Genomic DNA, 16682 nt, shown 5'->3' on the forward strand with positions numbered 1-16682 from the left:
TTACCTTCCTTCACATGAGAGTAGAGACGGGTTTCATCGCCTCGAATGGATTTTTACACGATTTACAATAGAGAATACTTCGACAAGCGGTCGGTCCGAATAAGTTTTCCATCGTCACGTACGTCGACCCACAGTACGGACAGTCGATCTCCCACTTCCCTTGTTCGAATCGAGGGGGTGCGATGCCGAATGCCTTCAATCCTTGCATCCCTTGTTCTGTGATCCGGTCTGACGTCCACGGTGGATCAAACCGGAACTGGACATCGACCTGCTCGACGTTCGGAATCACCTGCAAAGCAGCTTCGGTATTTTTTTTAATGATTTCAAGCGCCGGACAACCGAGAAACGTCGGGAGAAGCGTGACGTGCACCGTGTAGCCATACGCCGTCGCTTCCGCGTCCATCGTTTCGACCATGCCAAGATCTAAAATACTGACGCTATCGATTTCTGGATCCTTCACCCCGTTCAGGGCTTCACGGATCGCATGTTGAAGTGTCGTCGTCATGCTTCCCTCTCCTTTCACCACGTCGCCGTTTGATCAATCAGATAGACTTCTCCGAGTGTCGCGAGTGCATCATTCAAGTCTTCCGTATGATCGCCGTCCCGCCCGTTGCGTGTCATCTGCATTTCTGGGAGGGTCACGTTCAATTCGACGAGTAACGGTGTGATCGTCTGATACCAACAATCAAGTAAAATCCCTTGCCCTTCAATCAACCGCATCTCTTCGATCAGTTGACCGTGTTCGCCATAATCGAACATGTCGCCGAAGTCATAGAGGACTTTTTCTAGGGCTGCATCCATCTTCTGGCGAGCTGTCTCCGTCGATTGATAAAGTTGGGTGAACCATGTTTGCCAGTGCAGCAAATGATAGTACAACTCCATGTTGATCTTGACGGCAGCCGCAGCGAGTGGCTCGTAACTGCTCGATTTCAACGCATCAATCCGAATCTTTTTCGCGACTGTATAGCAATAGTTCCGGACGACAGCGAATGCCCAGTCATATTCGGGTTTTTCCATATAATAGCCGGGTCCATTGACACGTTCGACAAGAATCGAGTTCTTCCGTTCGTGTGCCAAGCGGACGTGGGCTAACGCATCAGCATTCCCTTCACCAAGTTCCTCAAGGAGTTGGTAATACATCGCCGCGTGTCCCATCGAATCTTGCGCGATCGAGGATGAAGCGACGTCCTCTTCGATATGCGGTGCAAGCCCGAGCCATTCCGAACCACGATACGCATAGAGAAAGTCATCATCTGCGAGTTGATACAGTAAGGAGGCGAGTGCCGTCCGTTCTTGTTCCGTCATTTCGAATCGCCTCCTTGCCAAGACATGATCTCTTTTTCATCGAGCATCTGTTGCTCGTAATGACGCCATTTTTTCTTCAAGTAGCCGTATCCTTTCGTTGTCCGGTAGTCCTTATTATCGAGGCGTTGGAGCATCTGCTTCTCATCGGGTGATAAACCACGGATATCTTCGCGTTTGACGACCCAAATGTCGACGACCGGTTCCCGGCGCATGAAATTTTCTTGCGCCATCAACAGTGCCATCTCCTTGTTCGGAGCGAGCAAGCTGAATTGATGGGTGAACGCCGCGTTCGGCGTCCGTTTGCTAAAGACTTCGAATTCGTGATAAAACGTCTCGTTCATCGTGCTTTCCCCTCTCATGCCTTCGTTTCAGCGAGTGCATCCCGTACCCAGGCGTTATTTTCGTAAGATGTCCGGCGCAGATCCAGTCGCTCTTTCGAACGTGGTCCTCCCCCTTGGATGATTGTCTTGAATTTTGTCCAGTCTGGCTGCGCATATTCCCATTGCCCTGTCTCTTCATCAAAACGTAACGTCGGGTCTGGAATGACGAGTCCGAGTGAACGAATCCGTGGCACGTACTTCGTAAAGAAGTTTTGTCGGAGCTCTTCATTCGTTTTCGTCCGAATCTTATAAGCGATCGTCACGTCCTGTTTTGATGTCCCGGTCGTCTCTTTCGAGGCTGGTCCAAAGAACATCAACAAGGATTCCCACCACTCATCCAGTGATTCTTGAATCATCGCCCGCTGTTCCGGTGTTCCTTCTGCGAGTGCCATGATGATCGACTCTCCGTGTTGCGCATGGAAGACCTCTTCCGCACAGATTCGTTGCAAAGCCCGTGCGTAAGGACCGTACGAAGCCCCGAGCATGTTTGTCTGCGTGATGATTGCCGCGCCATCGACGAGCCAACCGATCATCCCGGCATCGGCCCATGACCGCGTCGGCATGTGGAAGACGTTGTGGAACTTCAATCGTCCCGTGAACAAATCATCCATCAAATCCCCGCGTGTCTTGCCATACGGCTTCATCAAATCCTCGACGACACGAAGTAACAGTTGTCCATGCCCCATCTCATCCTGAACCTTCGCCATGATGCCAAGCTTCCGGCGAAGCGATGGTGCTTTTGGAACCCATTCTTTTTCCGGAAGTGCACCCATGATTTCACTGATACCGTGCATCGAAATCAGTTTAATCAGTGTGTCTCGGTAAAAAGCAGGCATCCAGTCATCGGCTTCGATCTTTTCACCTTGCTCGATTCGTTCTTTGAAGCGTGCTAATTTTTCGTCTTCCGTCAGTTGGACGGGTTCGAACAGTTGTGTTGCATCATACATGCTAGTTCCTCCTTTGAATCAGACGAGTGATGTCGAGCGTCGATCAACGACCCGGACGGCTTTACCTTCCGATCGTGGTAACCCTTGGTGCGGGTGACAGACGAGATCAATGGAAATGAGACATTCCGACTTGATGGCGTCACATATCGAACGCATTTGTCGTTCTGAGATATTTTCGAATTCGATATGTAGCTCAACGGCATCGAGTCCGGCTTTACGTACGAGATGGATTTGATAATGTGGCGTCACATCCGGTTGTTGGAGCAAGACTCGCTCGATTTCTGACGGAAAGACGTTGACCCCTCGGATAATCAGCATGTCGTCCGTCCGCCCTTTGACACGTGACATTCGTGTCGTCGTCCGACCACAAGCACACGCTTCGTGCGTGATCGAAGCTAAGTCGCCTGTCCGGTATCGAATGATTGGAAGCGCTTTCTTTTTTAAGCTTGTAAAAACGAGTTCCCCGACCATGCCATCTGGTAACGGTTCCCCCGTAACGGGATCGACGACTTCCGTAATGAATAAGTCATCCATGATATGCAGACCTGCCTGCTCCTGACACTCCATCGCGACACCTGGTCCCATGATTTCACTGAGTCCATAAATATCAAATGCCTGTAGATCAAAGGTCTGTTCGAGTGTCTGCCGCATCTCTTCCGACCATGGTTCGGCTCCAAAGATGCCATAACGCATACTTGTCTTCCGCGGATCGATACCACGTTCAATCATGCGTTCTGCTAATCGCAAAATATACGAAGGTGTCCCACAGATGCCATCCGGTCGGAAATCCTCGATTAACGTGATTTGCCGATCCGTGTTGCCACCGGAAATCGGCAAGATCGTCATGCCTAGTTTTTCAGCACCTGCATGAAGACCGAGTCCACCTGTGAACAGTCCGTAGCCGTATGCATTGTGCAACAAGTCAGCTGGTGAACCACCGGCTAAGACTAAGCTCCGTGCTACGGCATCTGCCCAGTCGTCTAAATCTTCTTGCGTATACCCGACGACAGTCGGTTTACCACTCGTACCAGACGAGGCGTGAATTCGAGTGACCTGTTCTCGTTCGACGGCAAATAGCCCGAACGGATAATGATCGCGTAAATCTTGCTTGCGTGTGAAGGGAAATTTTCGTAGATCTTCGATCGTTTGAAAATCATGTGCCGTCATCTGCAATGTCTGCAGACGTTCTTGATAGAACGGGACGCGCGTGACGTGTTCCATCGTTTGGCGCAATCGCTCCATTTGTAGCTGCTCCCGCGTTTGAGCATCCATCGTTTCGTGATGTTGATCGTACACATCTGCACCTCCTCATCATGTATACAATAATAAGACGGTCGTTTATTTTTAGTTATATGTTTAACGTACGATACGTTCACAATGTTGTCAATCTTGTTTTGTTAAATGCTCCCAAACGATTCTCACTTTATCACTTCAACGCACCTTACCAGTAAATCAATCGGCTTATAAAGCTATTTTTTCATGACAAGAGTCTTTTTTTGGAAAATATTTCTGAAATGATTTGCTCATTTTGTAACGGATTGATAAAATATCGTGTGACAAGTGTTATACTATTTTTGGTAAGACCACTTGATGGAATGAGGATTCGTTGTAGTGAAGGGGGATCACCATGAAGCCAGGTTTAGCTGTCGGGGATACAGCAGAGATTCAAGCAGTCGTCTCGGAAGATATGTTTGCACGATTCGAAGGTCAGCTCGTTCATCCAGCATACTCCACCGTTTCGATGGTTTATCACATGGAATGGGCAGCACGTCAACTGATCTTGCCTTACCTAGAAGCTGGTGAAGAAGGTGTCGGGGGTGCAGTTTCACTGAAGCATCTTGGTATGGCAGCTGAAGGCGCACGATTGATCATAACTGCGACAGTAACGTCGATGACCTCACATCGCGTTGACGCGAGCATTGAAGTCCGAGATGGACAAACGATCATCGGTACAGGGGAAGTCACACAATTCATTTTAGAAAAAAGCCGGATTCAAGAAAAATTACAAAATAATGTTCCGACAAAATGAAAGCGCTTACTTATATTTGATAGAGGAGGACTCTACTATGAACATGTTAAACCCATCTACGAATCCAACGCTCTCGATCATGGAAAAAATCGCGGGTCACGAGCAAGTCGTCTTTTGCAACGACCCTGTCTCAGGGTTACAAGCAATCATCGCCATCCACGATACGACGCTCGGTCCCGCTCTCGGTGGTTGCCGCATGGCGCCTTACGCTTCTGTCGATGAAGCACTTGACGATGTCCTCCGCCTGTCACGTGGCATGACGTATAAATGCGCTGCCGCTGATGTTGATTTTGGTGGTGGTAAAGCCGTCATCATCGGCAATCCGGCAACAGATAAATCACCAGAGCTTTTTCGTGCCTTCGGTCGCTTCGTCGATTCGCTCGGCGGACGTTTTTACACCGGAACCGACATGGGTACGACGATGGATGACTTCGTTCATGCTAGTCGGGAGACGTCACGCATCGTCGGCATTCCGGAAGCCTTTGGCGGAAGTGGCGATTCATCGATCCCGACGGCTGAAGGTGTCGTCTATGGACTCCGGGCGACGATCGAGACGTTATTCGGTTCGGACGACTTAAGTCGCGCGACTTATGCGATTCAAGGACTTGGAAAGGTCGGCTTCAAGGTCGCAGAACAACTGTTACTCGCCGGTGCGACGATTTATGTTTCAGACGTCAATGAAGCCGCGCTCGCAGCAATCGTAACTCAAGCCGAAATGGCACCCGGGACAGTTCGCGTCGTCTCGCCTCACGAAATTCATCTGACGGATGCTGATATTTTTGTCCCGTGTGCATACGGTGGTGTCATTCACGCTCAAAACATCGCGCTCTTACCGTGCAAAGCCATCTGTGGTTCGGCGAACAACCAACTCGCGGAAGAACAACTTGCTCACGTCTTGATGGATCGTGGCATCTTATATGCCCCAGACTATATCGTCAATGGTGGTGGGCTGATCCAAGTGGCAGACGAACTGTATGGAGCAAATCACGAACGGGTTCTCCTAAAAACGCGTCACATCTATGACGCCGTGCTCGAAGTCTTCAAAGAGTCGCAAGCAGAGAACATCACGACGGTCGAAGCGGCGAACCGGATGTGTGAAAAACGGATGCAGATTCGGGCGAAACACAACAACATCTTCACGAACACGACAAAACCAAAATGGGATATCCGTAACCACTGAAGGAGGGACTGACATGGAGCAACATTTTCCGATTCAATGCATTATCGATGAAGAAGGTCGTATCATCGACGCCTCAAAAGAACACGATCTGACAAAAGAGCTTGCCCTCACCCTATATGAACAGATGCACCGGATCCGGACGTTCGACCGGAAGGCGATCAACTTACAACGCCAAGGGCGCCTCGGCACGTATGCACCGTTCGAAGGACAAGAGGCAGCGCAAGTCGGTAGTGCACTCGCGTTGTCCGATCAAGACTGGTTGTTCCCGACGTACCGGGATCACGGCGCAACGTTGACGTTCGGTGCCGACATGGTGCGGACACTCCTCTACTGGAACGGTCGTGTTGAAGGTTGCGTCCCGTCTGAGAAACACATCTTTCCTCCTGCTGTGCCGATTGCAACGCAAATTCCGCATGCCGTCGGTGCCGCATGGGCAGAAAAACGAAAAGGCACGACGAACGTCGCGGTCGCCTACTTTGGTGACGGAGCGACGTCTGAAGGGGATTTCCATGAAGGAATGAACTTTGCAAGCGTCTTCCAAGCACCAGTCATCCTGTTTAACCAAAACAATCAGTTCGCGATCTCTGTTCCGATCGAAAAACAGATGCATTCTGAGACGATCGCGCAAAAAGCGATTGCCTACGGGATGCCAAGTGTTCGGATTGATGGAAACGATGCCTTTACCGTCTATTTTACGATGCAAGCAGCCGTTGAACGTGCCCGTTCTGGTGGTGGACCAACATTGATCGAAGCCGTCACGTGGCGGTTTGGTGCCCATACGACAGCAGATGATCCAACAAAATACCGGGATCAAGCACGCTCGCGCGACCGGGTTGATCCGCTCGATTGACTCGAACACTTCTTAAAACACCAAGGCTATTTTGACGAAACATGGATGCAACAGCTGCAGGAACGGCATCAAACAGAAGTCGAAGCGGCAGTAGCTGCGATGGAGCAATTCAAGGCACCAGACATCAATGACTTGTTCGATCATACGTACGCGACTGTACCGGTTGATGTGCAGCAACAAAAAGAAGCGTATTTGCTAGCAAGGGGGAAATGAGATGGCAACACCAATCAATCGTCAAACAGAGATGACACTCGTTCAAGCTGTCACGGATGCCCTGCGGACAAAATTGTCGGAGGATGAGACGACACTCGTTCTTGGAGAAGATGTCGGAAAAAACGGTGGCGTCTTCCGAGCGACGGACGGCTTACAAGAAGAGTTCGGTGAAGACCGGATCGTTGATACACCGCTCAGTGAAGCCGGCATCGTCGGTACATCGATCGGTCTTGCCATCAATGGCTTTAAACCGATCGTCGAGATTCAATTTCTCGGCTTCATCTACCCTGCCTATGAACAAATCATGACCCATGTCTCTCGTATCCGGATGCGAACGATGGGACGCTATAGTGTGCCGATGGTCATTCGTGCGCCTTATGGTGCCGGCATCCGGGCACCGGAAATCCATTCCGATAGTACGGAGGCGCTCTTTACATCAATGCCTGGTCTCAAGGTCGTCTGTCCGGCGACACCGTACGACGCAAAAGGGTTATTGATTGCTGCGATTGAAGATCCAGATCCCGTGTTGTTCCTCGAGTCGATGCGTAGTTACCGTTCATTCAAGGAAGTCGTACCGAGCGAGTCCTATACCGTCGAGATCGGAAAAGCGCGCTGCGTCAGTGAAGGGACGGACGTGACGTTGATCGCTTGGGGGGCAATGGTCCAAGTGGCTCACAAGGCAGCGATGGCTGCACAGGGACGCGGTATCTCTTGCGAAGTCCTCGACTTACGGACGCTTTATCCGCTTGACCGGGACACAATCGCTGCTTCCGTTCAAAAGACCGGTCGTGCCGTCATCGTACATGAAGCCGCAGCGATGGGTGGTCTCGGGAATGATCTCGTCACGTTGATCAACGATACGGCGTTTCTTTATTTACGGGCACCAATTGCCCGTGTGACCGGTTTTGATGTGCCGGTTCCACTGTTCGCCCTCGAAGACCATTACATTCCGACGCCGGAACGAGTCCTTGCGACGATTCAGCGTACGGTCGAGTTTTAAGGAGCTGAGTCCCATGATCGAAGTCAAGTTACATGATGTCGGGGAAGGTATGACGGAAGGTGAAATCGCCCATTATCTCGTTCAAGTCGGGGACCACGTCACGACCGATCAACCGGTCGTTGAGGTTGCGACCGATAAGATGGTCGCTGAACTACCGGCTCCTGTCTCCGGAATCGTCAAGGAAATCATCATTCCGGTCGGTCAGACGGTGCAAGTCGGTACGACGTTGTTGCACATCGAAGCAAGTAACGCTTCTGAAGTGCCGGTCGCGGTAAAACCTGAAGTGTCGCGCGTATCTGAACCAGCGCCTGTCGCCGTCGCGGCCCCACCTGCTCAAACATCTCCATCAAAACGTGTCCTAGCGACACCGTATACACGAAAACTTGCTCGTGACCACGGGATTGATATCGAATCTGTGACGGCTTCGGATCCATCAGGTCGAGTTTCAGAGGACGATGTCCTTCGCTTCGTCAATGCTGCAGTTGCTCCACAGGAGACGGTTCCATCCGTCGTCGCGGAGGAGGTCACGCAACAACAAATGCCACCGGAAACGATTCCGTTCCGCGGCATTCGTAAGCAAATCGCGAAAAAGATGACCCAGTCGCTGTACACGATTCCGCACGTCACCCACTTTGAAGAAGTTGACATGACGCGCTTGCTCGCACTACGCGCAGAATGGAAAACCGCTGGACGAAATATCAACATCAATGCTTTCTTCATCAAAGCCTTGATCGTTGCCTTAAAAGACTATCCCGTCTTCCATGCCAAACTCGATGAAGCGAATGCATGTATTCGATTAGAGCAGGATTTCCACTTTGGCATGGCAACCGAGACACCAGACGGGTTAATGGTGCCAGTCATCCGTCATGCCGATCGGCTCTCACTGACGGAATTGCATGATCAACTGATCTCGTTGCAACAACGTGCTCAAAACGGTGCCTTACGTGCAGCGGACTTAAAGCCAAGTACCTTTACGATGAGCAATGTTGGTCCACTGGGCAGTACGGGGGCTACACCAATCATCAACTATCCGGAAACGGCATTGATTGCCTTCCACAAGACGAAAAAACGAGCCTGTGTCGATGAAGACGATCAAATCGTCGTCCGCTCGATGATGAATTTGTCGATGTCGTTCGATCATCGCGTCGCAGACGGGGCAACGGCTGTTGCCTTTACGAATCGATTCGTTTCACTGATTGAACATCCGACTACCCTACTTTTGGAGTTGATCTAACATGGTTGTTGGCGAACTTACACAAGAACGGGATCTCCTGATCATCGGTGGGGGTCCCGCAGGTTACACGGCAGCGATCCGTGCTGCGCAAGGCGGTCGTAAGGTGACACTGATTGAACAAGCTGAACTCGGTGGACTTTGTTTGAACCGAGGCTGTATCCCGTCCAAGATTTATGCGCATGCGGCAGAAGAAATGTTACGCTTGCCTCATCTTGAAGACCTTGGATTCACCACCCCTACTGTCCATGACTTCAGTAAACTGAATGCTTACCGCAATCGTGTCGTGCAGCAATTACGTCAAGGTGTCGTCGCCCTCTGTCAGGCGAATCAAATCGAGCATATTTCTGGTGCAGCTTCCTTCCTGTCAGAGGACCGGATCGGTGTTGAGTCGGGACATCAGTTCGATACGTATCGATTCCAAGATGTCATCATCGCGACCGGCAGTCACAGCATCCAGCACGAGGAATCGTGCCGACTGAATGCCGAACAGCTTTATCAACTCGAGCAGTTACCAACCAGCTTATTGATCATTGGCTCCGACACATTAGCACTTGAAGCCGCAGCCTGTTTCCATGCTCTCGGTACAGAGGTGACGTTGTTTGCCGATCAATTGTCACTTGAACCAAGCGTTGAAAAGGAACTAAAGCGGACATTCAAAAAACAAAAAATCCGTCTCGTGCCGGATGTCGTGACACGGATCGATGCTTCAATGGACGCGACCGTCACGGTCATGAAAAACGGTGAAGAAGTCACCTATCAGGGCACCTATTTATTCCAATCCCTTTCCCGGATTCCGAACAGTTTGACGCTCGGTCTCGAACGGATTGGTGTGACGCTTGCAGAAGACGGGACGATTCCCGTCGACGCATACGGACAAACCAATCAACCGCATATTTACGCGATTGGTGATGTGACCCCGGGTCCACAGCTCGCCATCCGTGCGATTCATGAAGCGAAGCGAACGGCAGCTCACTTGGCTGGTCAAGACGTCGATTCAACGACACCGTATTATCCTACCGTTCTGCGAACGTTTCCTCCGATTGCTTCGGTCGGGATGACGGAACAGGAAGCCCGTGAAGCTGGACATGCTGTTCAGAGCGGACAGTTCCCGCTGAATGCAAACGGAGCGACGACGATTGAAGGTGGCAGTGGGTTCGTCAAGGTCATTGCTGACGAGCAAACATCACTGATCCTTGGTATTCACATGATTGGGGACGATGCCCATCGTCTCGTCGGACAATTCACCCAAGCGCTGGAACTGACAGCGAAACGAGAAGATCTCCTCTTCCCTGTCATGGCACATCCGAGTAGGGTCGAAGCCTTGACGGAATCGATGGAAGCCTTATTCAGTCAATCGATCCATCTTCCACCACGTCAACAGGTCGGTTCGCGCGCGTAATCAAAAGAGGTGTCTCTGCGCAAAAATCACTTCTTGGGAATGCGTCACTTCATTTCGTGTAGAAAGGAAAACATGGTCATGGAACTTTACTTCACTCGCATGCAATGGAACAACCATACATTTCCGGTCGCCGCTACAGCGGATGGTCTCTGTTATGTCGGTGCTTGGGATGAACCGGAGGATTTATTCGACGACTGGTCGCGGAAATACTTGCCTCGGGCGGAACGAGTTGCTTCTGATACCGCGCTTGCTCCATATACGGAGCAACTGCTGGCCTACTTGAATCAGCAGTCGACGACATTCTCCTTTCCGATCGCACCAGTCGGTACTCCGTTTCAACTTGAAGTCTGGCATGCTCTACGTGCGGTACCGTACGGTCAAACCGCCACCTACTCCGATATCGCGGAACGTCTTTTCCGACCGAACGCGACTCGCGCGATTGGCACGGCAATCGGCAAAAATCGATTACTGCTTGCGATCCCGTGTCACCGGATTATCGGCAAAAAAGGCGATTTGCTCGGCTATCATGGCGGACTGAATATGAAGCGGACGCTACTCGCGCTCGAGCAACGTCTGTGAATTGAGACTTTTCCTTCCCTGTTCTACCACAAATAAGCCCCGCTTCCCTGTCCAATTGGACACGGGAAGCGGGGCTTATTTCAAGATACTACATTAAAACGATAAGCTGTTTTCCAGTGGTAGGTCTCACCAGGTGATAACAGGATTGAAGGAAAATCAGATTCATGGATTGCATTTGGATGCGCTTGTGCTTCAAGACATAAACCGAGCGACGGTCGAGCAGGAACACCATGAACCGTATAATCGGTCAGCAGTTGCGTTCCGGTATAGAGTACAACTGTCGGCTGATTCGTCGTGACGTCGACGAAACGACCGGATACCGGATCTGCGAGTCGAAGTGTGTTATCCCGCAACACGAAGGGATGATCGTAGCCATTTCCGACAGCGATCGTCTCAGGATGCTCAAGCGTAATTCCCTTACGAATCGACTGACCGTTCCGGAAATCGAATGGGGTTCCGGATACATCCCGTTGTTCGCCTGTCGGCAAACCGTCTGGCTGGACCGGTAAGTAACAGTCGCTTGGTAACGTCAAGACATGATCTAACACATCTCGCTTCGCATTTCCAGATAAATTGAAATACGTATGATTCGTCAGATTGAGTGGTGTCGTCTGATCCGTCACCGCCGACATCTCAAGTGTCAATGTCGTATCTTTTAGTCGATAAAACACATCAAGTGTAACTGTTCCCGGATAACCTTCTTCTCCGTTTGGACTTTTTAAGCGCAAATGGAATAATGTATCCGTCGCTTCGATGACATCAAACCACGCTTGATCAAATCCGTGAATTCCACCATGCAGATGATTCGCCCCGTCATTTGCGACGAGCGGATAGACTTTTCCCTCTACTTCGAAACGTGCCTGCCCGATTCGACCAGCGACGCGTCCGACGATTGCCCCGAAGTACGGCGAGTGTTGTTGATAGTCTTTCACCGTCTCTAGACCTAAGACGACGCTTTCCAAATGACCATCCCGATCAATCGTCCGGATGTCCTGGATAATGCCGCCATAGTTCCAGAGTGTCACTTCGATACCTTCCTGACGTAATGTATGTCGAATCAACTCTTTCTCAAGTAGTCGTGTCATCGTTGTTCCTCCACTGGTTGGCGCGTCACGAGTTGAACGAATCGCCCGAACGCCGCCTGACCTTCCTCTGTCTGTTTAAAGACACCACAGTCCTCAAGACCACGTACGAATTTTGTAGCAACTGCTTGCTCGACGTATGTCGTGACATGTTGTCCGACATACGCTTGTTTTAGTTCCTGTGCCCAGTCAGCATGAGCAGCTGCTACTTCGTCGACTTCGCCTGTGATGAACTGTTCGACCTGTTGCAATTCTTGGAGCAAACGTGCCGGTAAGACTGCCAGTCCCATCACCTCGATCAAACCGATATTTTCCCGTTTGATGTGATGAATATCGGCATGTGTATGAAAAATACCGTCCGGATGTTCTGCTGACGTCCGGTTATTCCGCAAGACGAGATCGAGCTCGAATTGTCCGTCGCGTTGACGAGCGATCGGCGTCACGGTATTGTGTCGCGTCTCGCCTGTATGTGAACGGATCTCTTGACTCTCATCCGTGTACATCAACCATGTCTCATAGACGGTCGTCGCAGCATTGAGTAATGCCGACGCATCTTTACTCTTCAGACGCAACACACTCAGTGGCCAGTGTAATGTCTCCCCAGTGACTGTCGGCTGATCCGGGAACGTAAAGGATGTTAAAGCGTTTGCTTGGTCCATCGCAAACGTATAGCGTCCGCCCTGATAATGATCATGCGTCAGGATCGATCCACCGACGATCGGCAGGTCAGCGTTCGAACCAGCGAAGTAATGTGGAAACTGCTCAACGAAGGCAATCAGCCTTGCAAATGCATCCCGATTGATGACCATGTCACGATGTTCCTGCGACAGGATGATGCTATGTTCATTGTAGTAGACGTATGGTGAGTATTGCAGTGCCCATGATTCTTCCATCAGTGTCAGCGGAACAACCCGGTGATTCGCACGGGCCGGATGATTCGCACGACCCGCGTAGCCGACATTTTCGACGCACAACAGACAGGTTGGATAGTTCGACGCCGTTGGTGCCTCCGTCCGAGCTGCTGCGATTTCGCGCGGATCTTTTTCCGGCTTCGATAAGTTGATCGTGACATCGATCGTCCCGTAAACCGTCTCTGCTTGATAACGTTTATTCTTAGCGATCCGTTTCGTTTGGATGTAGTTACTCGCTTGGCTCAGTTGATAGAAGTAATCTGTTGCCGCTACCGGTGATTCAGCGTACAGACGGCGGAATGCCGCCGTCACGTCAGACGGACGGGCAACGAAGATATCCATCACATCTGCTGCGAACTGCTCTTTGTCTTCAAGACGCGCCGGCAACTGCCCACTTACGATCAACACTTCAATCATGTCGTCCAAAATATCGGGAATTGGGCGAGATGGTACGTCTGCCTGTTCTTCAAAATCGGCTTGACCGATTCGCGCTAGAATCCGGTTCCGGGCGTAGATCGCATCTTCCTGTTCAATCAAGCGTTCCTGGATCGCTTGCGCTACTAACTGTTGGATGAGTTCATTCATCGCCGTCACTCTCCTCATTCTGTCTCTCTATTAACGAACGCTCGTCCGGTACCCTTCTGGATGATGTGCATGCCAATTCCAAGCATCACGGATGATCGTTTCGATGTCGGTGCGTTGTGGTGTCCAGCCGAGAACTTCTTTTGCTTTGGCAGATCCGGCGATTAAGATACTCGGATCCCCTGCACGACGTTCAATGATCCGTTCTGGAATCGGATGTCCCGTCACGCGTCGAGCTGCTTCAATGATTTCCCGAACGGAAAACCCTTGGCTTGAACCGAGGTTAAAGACCGTACTCTCGTTTCCATCAGCCAAATGATCAAGTGCTCGCATATGTGCGTCGATCAAGTCCTCAACATGGATGTAATCACGAATGCAGGTACCGTCAGGCGTTGGATAATCATCGCCATAGATCGAAATTTCTGACCGTTGCCGGTTGGCAACTTCGAGGACGAGCGGGATCAGATGGGTTTCCGGCGTATGATCTTCCCCGATTTCTCCTGTTACACGCGCACCCGCAACGTTGAAGTAACGTAATGCGACATAACGTAAGCCATATGCTTGTTCAGACCATCGCATCATCTTCTCCATCATCAACTTCGTCTCACCATACGCATTCGTCGGACACGTTTCCGCTGTCTCGAGAATCGGCATCTGCTCCTGTTCCCCGTATGTGGCTGCCGTCGAAGAAAAGACGATCTGTTTAATGTCATGGGCAATCATCGCTTCGAGCAACACTTGTGTTCCATAAACGTTGTTATCAAAGTAGCGTAATGGTTCCGTCATCGACTCGCCAACGAGTGAAAAAGCAGCGAAATGGATGACCTGTTCAATCGCCTCTTCCGTAAAGACACGATCGAGAAAAGCACGATCGCGTATATCTCCTTCATATAGACGTGCCTGCGGATGAACCGCTTCACGGTGACCGGACTGCAGATGGTCGATGACGACGACATCCTTTCCGGCATCAATCAATTGATAGACAGCATGGGAGCCGATATAACCAGCTCCACCTACGACTAAAGTTGCCATTTAGATGACCTCCCGTTCGATTTCACGTGCTCCGTCACCGACCGTCGCCGTATAGAACGTCGCCGGGTAACCGATCCTTGCTTCATATTGTTCGCCGACAGCTTGTTTGAACGCGTCGACTGCCTCGTCTTCAACGATCGCAATCGCACAGCCACCAAAACCAGCACCTGTCATCCGTGCGCCGAGCACGCCCGGTTGCTCCCAAGCGGCTTCGACGAGTGTATCGAGTTCAATCCCTGTCACTTCATAATCTTCCCGTAACGAGACGTGTGAAGCATTCATCAACTGACCGAACGTCTTCAGTTCTCCCGCTTCGAGTGCCGCTAGTGCTTGAAGTGTTCGTTCATTTTCTGAAATCGCGTGTCGGGCACGACGCATCAAGATTTCGTCTTCCCATGCGACTTTCGTGAATTCTGATGTCGTCCATTGTCCGAGCGTTTCCCGTGATGTGAACTGATTGAGATAAGCGAGTGCTGCCTCACATTCCGCCCGGCGTTCATTATATTTCGAATCTGCCAGTTCACGGCGTTTGTTCGTATTCATGATGATGATCGTATATCCCGTCAAATCGAGTGGAGCATACGTATAGTCGAGCGTCTCACAATCAAGCAACAATCCCGCTCCCGCTCTCCCCATACCGATCGCAAATTGATCCATGATACCACTATTGACGCCGATATAACGGTTTTCGACCTGTTGACCAAACCGAACGAGATCAAGACGTGGAATGTCTAATCCATACAATCGATCGAGCAAGACTCCGATGACGAGTTCAAGTGAAGCGGATGACGAAAGACCGGCTCCGTTCGGGATGTCACCTTGAATCAAGATGTCGCATCCTGTATTGATCTGGTATCCTGCTTCCTGTAGGACTGAAATCATACCCTTCGCATAGTTCGCCCAACCGTGCGTCGCGTCATACGCCAGTTCTTCGAGTGCGACTTCGATGATGCCGTCCTGTTCAAAATTCAGCGAGTAGAAGCGGAAACGTTGATCGTCTCGTTTTCGCGCGATCGCGTGTGTACCGAACGTTAACGCGCACGGAAAGACGTGACCGCCATTGTAATCCGTATGCTCACCGATTAAATTGATTCGACCTGGGGCAAAAAAGCGATGCGTCGACGGTGAGCCAAACCGCTGTTCAAATTGTGCTTCTAACGTCTGGTTTGTCATACGATCGTCTTACCGTCTTTTGTTTTCGTTTGTTGCTCGTCTTCGCCACCACAAGCAGCAAGGAATGCGGATAATGTTAGGACTGATGCTGCAGCAACGAGTTTCGTTTTTTTGAATTTCATGTAAGAGCTCCCCTTTTATGTGTAAGTAGTCAAGCGTATCGTCTAGCGTGTTCCCCTTCAATTTGTGCTTGTTTGCACCATTCTTCGATCACTTTCGTCTGAATCGGCATTCCCTGTAGCTGAATCAATACGCGGGCAATCAATCGAAGACGGTACGCCAGCGTATCAACATCCGGTCGGACGAAGAGGTATAACTCTCCACCGAGCGTCAGACAACCGGCAGAGCGCATGTGTTGCATGAGTGCGCGTAATTCAATGTATCCGCTCTCATTTTTTCGAATGTGTAGCTCGGATGAACGGATCGTCAGGACCCCTTGTACCGATGACATCCGGAATTGAAACACACCGTCACGTCGTGGTCGGACGAGCACGATATCCTGCTCGTCTGTCGGGACATCGCCTGAACCCTGTTCTGTCATCTGTTGCGTTGACCGATGAAAATAAAAACCGCGGATTGCTCCGTAACGCCCGAAAGCTTCACGGTACGAAACCCATGGATCGTGTGGTTCCATTGCGCGATGCCTCCCTTTCCTGCTTCAGCTTGATTAGCCCCTGCTAACCTGCATCCACCTCCACTTAGTTGACCACGAACTTAGTAAATTAAATTTATTATCTAACTTTATATCGACTATAGCACATCGGTTTTTAACTTGTAAACGGTTTC

Annotated in this window: 17 protein-coding genes and 1 pseudogene; 7 read left to right on the forward strand and 11 right to left on the reverse strand. The window is 50.7% G+C overall.

What is annotated here, in order from left to right:
* Positions 1 to 10: 10 nt before the first annotated feature.
* Genes paaD through HZS85_RS11365 form a run of 5 tightly spaced genes read right to left on the reverse strand, consistent with a single transcriptional unit; the run spans position 11 to position 3904 of the window.
* Positions 11 to 505, reverse strand: a complete 495-nt coding sequence (gene paaD, locus HZS85_RS11345; RefSeq protein WP_214856073.1) for a 1,2-phenylacetyl-CoA epoxidase subunit PaaD — start codon at positions 503 to 505, stop codon at positions 11 to 13.
* A 14-nt stretch (positions 506 to 519) separates the two neighbouring features.
* Positions 520 to 1305, reverse strand: coding sequence for a 1,2-phenylacetyl-CoA epoxidase subunit PaaC (gene paaC / locus HZS85_RS11350; RefSeq protein WP_214856074.1), 786 nt, complete (start codon positions 1303 to 1305; stop codon positions 520 to 522).
* Complete coding sequence (gene paaB, locus HZS85_RS11355; protein ID WP_023466991.1) at positions 1302 to 1646, reverse strand: 1,2-phenylacetyl-CoA epoxidase subunit PaaB; 345 nt, start codon at positions 1644 to 1646, stop codon at positions 1302 to 1304. The genes paaC and paaB overlap by 4 nt, the downstream gene beginning before the upstream one ends.
* A gap of 14 nt (positions 1647 to 1660) precedes the next feature.
* Complete coding sequence (gene paaA, locus HZS85_RS11360; protein WP_035411059.1) at positions 1661 to 2632, reverse strand: 1,2-phenylacetyl-CoA epoxidase subunit PaaA; 972 nt, start codon at positions 2630 to 2632, stop codon at positions 1661 to 1663.
* A gap of 18 nt (positions 2633 to 2650) precedes the next feature.
* On the reverse strand, positions 2651 to 3904 hold the full coding sequence (locus tag HZS85_RS11365; protein ID WP_214856341.1) for a phenylacetate--CoA ligase family protein: 1254 nt from the start codon (positions 3902 to 3904) through the stop codon (positions 2651 to 2653).
* Positions 3905 to 4259: 355 nt separating this feature from the next.
* Here HZS85_RS11365 and HZS85_RS11370 point away from each other — a divergent pair, with 355 nt between their 5' ends.
* From HZS85_RS11370 to HZS85_RS11400, 7 genes and pseudogenes are all read left to right on the forward strand, one after another.
* A complete protein-coding gene (locus tag HZS85_RS11370) occupies positions 4260 to 4661 on the forward strand; it encodes a thioesterase family protein (protein WP_214856076.1) in 402 nt (133 codons plus the stop codon).
* A 37-nt stretch (positions 4662 to 4698) separates the two neighbouring features.
* The gene (locus tag HZS85_RS11375) at positions 4699 to 5841 is read left to right on the forward strand and encodes a Glu/Leu/Phe/Val family dehydrogenase (RefSeq protein WP_023466985.1); all 1143 of its coding nucleotides are present in this window, start codon (positions 4699 to 4701) and stop codon (positions 5839 to 5841) included.
* A gap of 13 nt (positions 5842 to 5854) precedes the next feature.
* Positions 5855 to 6904: pseudogene (pdhA, locus tag HZS85_RS11380) on the forward strand (pyruvate dehydrogenase (acetyl-transferring) E1 component subunit alpha).
* 1 nt (position 6905) lies between these two features.
* Positions 6906 to 7904, forward strand: a complete 999-nt coding sequence (locus HZS85_RS11385) for an alpha-ketoacid dehydrogenase subunit beta (RefSeq protein ID WP_214856078.1) — start codon at positions 6906 to 6908, stop codon at positions 7902 to 7904.
* A gap of 13 nt (positions 7905 to 7917) precedes the next feature.
* Positions 7918 to 9138 carry a dihydrolipoamide acetyltransferase family protein gene (locus HZS85_RS11390; protein WP_214856080.1) on the forward strand — a complete coding sequence of 407 codons (1221 nt, stop codon included), beginning with the start codon at positions 7918 to 7920 and terminating at the stop codon, positions 9136 to 9138.
* Position 9139: 1 nt separating this feature from the next.
* Positions 9140 to 10537 (forward strand): dihydrolipoyl dehydrogenase family protein, encoded by a 1398-nt coding sequence (locus tag HZS85_RS11395; RefSeq protein WP_214856082.1) that lies wholly within the window; start codon positions 9140 to 9142, stop codon positions 10535 to 10537.
* A 78-nt stretch (positions 10538 to 10615) separates the two neighbouring features.
* On the forward strand, positions 10616 to 11116 hold the full coding sequence (locus tag HZS85_RS11400; protein ID WP_214856083.1) for a methylated-DNA--[protein]-cysteine S-methyltransferase: 501 nt from the start codon (positions 10616 to 10618) through the stop codon (positions 11114 to 11116).
* Between the two features lie 80 nt (positions 11117 to 11196).
* On the opposite strand, the gene HZS85_RS11405 is transcribed toward HZS85_RS11400, so the two are convergent.
* The 6 genes from HZS85_RS11405 to HZS85_RS11430 are packed head-to-tail and all read right to left on the reverse strand — an operon-like array spanning position 11197 to position 16530.
* Positions 11197 to 12201, reverse strand: a complete 1005-nt coding sequence (locus HZS85_RS11405) for an aldose epimerase family protein (RefSeq protein WP_214856084.1) — start codon at positions 12199 to 12201, stop codon at positions 11197 to 11199.
* Positions 12198 to 13694 carry a UDP-glucose--hexose-1-phosphate uridylyltransferase gene (locus HZS85_RS11410; protein ID WP_214856085.1) on the reverse strand — a complete coding sequence of 499 codons (1497 nt, stop codon included), beginning with the start codon at positions 13692 to 13694 and terminating at the stop codon, positions 12198 to 12200. Before HZS85_RS11410 ends, HZS85_RS11405 begins: the two co-directional genes overlap by 4 nt.
* A gap of 30 nt (positions 13695 to 13724) precedes the next feature.
* Positions 13725 to 14723, reverse strand: a complete 999-nt coding sequence (gene galE, locus HZS85_RS11415) for a UDP-glucose 4-epimerase GalE (protein ID WP_214856086.1) — start codon at positions 14721 to 14723, stop codon at positions 13725 to 13727.
* Positions 14724 to 15896 carry a galactokinase gene (locus HZS85_RS11420; protein WP_214856087.1) on the reverse strand — a complete coding sequence of 391 codons (1173 nt, stop codon included), beginning with the start codon at positions 15894 to 15896 and terminating at the stop codon, positions 14724 to 14726.
* Positions 15893 to 16018, reverse strand: a complete 126-nt coding sequence (locus tag HZS85_RS11425) for a YgdI/YgdR family lipoprotein (protein ID WP_251137651.1) — start codon at positions 16016 to 16018, stop codon at positions 15893 to 15895. Before HZS85_RS11425 ends, HZS85_RS11420 begins: the two co-directional genes overlap by 4 nt.
* A gap of 29 nt (positions 16019 to 16047) precedes the next feature.
* The gene (locus HZS85_RS11430) at positions 16048 to 16530 is read right to left on the reverse strand and encodes a hypothetical protein (RefSeq protein WP_214856088.1); all 483 of its coding nucleotides are present in this window, start codon (positions 16528 to 16530) and stop codon (positions 16048 to 16050) included.
* Between the last annotated feature and the right edge of the window lie 152 nt (positions 16531 to 16682).

Origin of the sequence: Exiguobacterium sp. s130, assembly GCF_018619055.1 — a bacterium.
Taxonomy (GTDB): Bacteria; Bacillota; Bacilli; order Exiguobacteriales; family Exiguobacteriaceae; genus Exiguobacterium_A.

Excerpts from the sequence above, each read along its gene's own strand:
- paaD (WP_214856073.1), bottom strand. The coding sequence starts at position 505 with ATGACGACGACACTTCAACATGCGATCCGTGAAGCCCTGAACGGGGTG.
- paaC (WP_214856074.1), bottom strand. The coding sequence starts at position 1,305 with ATGACGGAACAAGAACGGACGGCACTCGCCTCCTTACTGTATCAACTC.
- paaB (WP_023466991.1), bottom strand. The coding sequence starts at position 1,646 with ATGAACGAGACGTTTTATCACGAATTCGAAGTCTTTAGCAAACGGACG.
- paaA (WP_035411059.1), bottom strand. The coding sequence starts at position 2,632 with ATGTATGATGCAACACAACTGTTCGAACCCGTCCAACTGACGGAAGAC.
- HZS85_RS11365 (WP_214856341.1), bottom strand. The coding sequence starts at position 3,904 with ATGGATGCTCAAACGCGGGAGCAGCTACAAATGGAGCGATTGCGCCAA.
- HZS85_RS11370 (WP_214856076.1), top strand. The coding sequence starts at position 4,260 with ATGAAGCCAGGTTTAGCTGTCGGGGATACAGCAGAGATTCAAGCAGTC.
- HZS85_RS11375 (WP_023466985.1), top strand. The coding sequence starts at position 4,699 with ATGAACATGTTAAACCCATCTACGAATCCAACGCTCTCGATCATGGAA.
- HZS85_RS11385 (WP_214856078.1), top strand. The coding sequence starts at position 6,906 with ATGGCAACACCAATCAATCGTCAAACAGAGATGACACTCGTTCAAGCT.
- HZS85_RS11390 (WP_214856080.1), top strand. The coding sequence starts at position 7,918 with ATGATCGAAGTCAAGTTACATGATGTCGGGGAAGGTATGACGGAAGGT.
- HZS85_RS11395 (WP_214856082.1), top strand. The coding sequence starts at position 9,140 with ATGGTTGTTGGCGAACTTACACAAGAACGGGATCTCCTGATCATCGGT.
- HZS85_RS11400 (WP_214856083.1), top strand. The coding sequence starts at position 10,616 with ATGGAACTTTACTTCACTCGCATGCAATGGAACAACCATACATTTCCG.
- HZS85_RS11405 (WP_214856084.1), bottom strand. The coding sequence starts at position 12,201 with ATGACACGACTACTTGAGAAAGAGTTGATTCGACATACATTACGTCAG.
- HZS85_RS11410 (WP_214856085.1), bottom strand. The coding sequence starts at position 13,694 with ATGAATGAACTCATCCAACAGTTAGTAGCGCAAGCGATCCAGGAACGC.
- galE (WP_214856086.1), bottom strand. The coding sequence starts at position 14,723 with ATGGCAACTTTAGTCGTAGGTGGAGCTGGTTATATCGGCTCCCATGCT.
- HZS85_RS11420 (WP_214856087.1), bottom strand. The coding sequence starts at position 15,896 with ATGACAAACCAGACGTTAGAAGCACAATTTGAACAGCGGTTTGGCTCA.
- HZS85_RS11425 (WP_251137651.1), bottom strand. The coding sequence starts at position 16,018 with ATGAAATTCAAAAAAACGAAACTCGTTGCTGCAGCATCAGTCCTAACA.
- HZS85_RS11430 (WP_214856088.1), bottom strand. The coding sequence starts at position 16,530 with ATGGAACCACACGATCCATGGGTTTCGTACCGTGAAGCTTTCGGGCGT.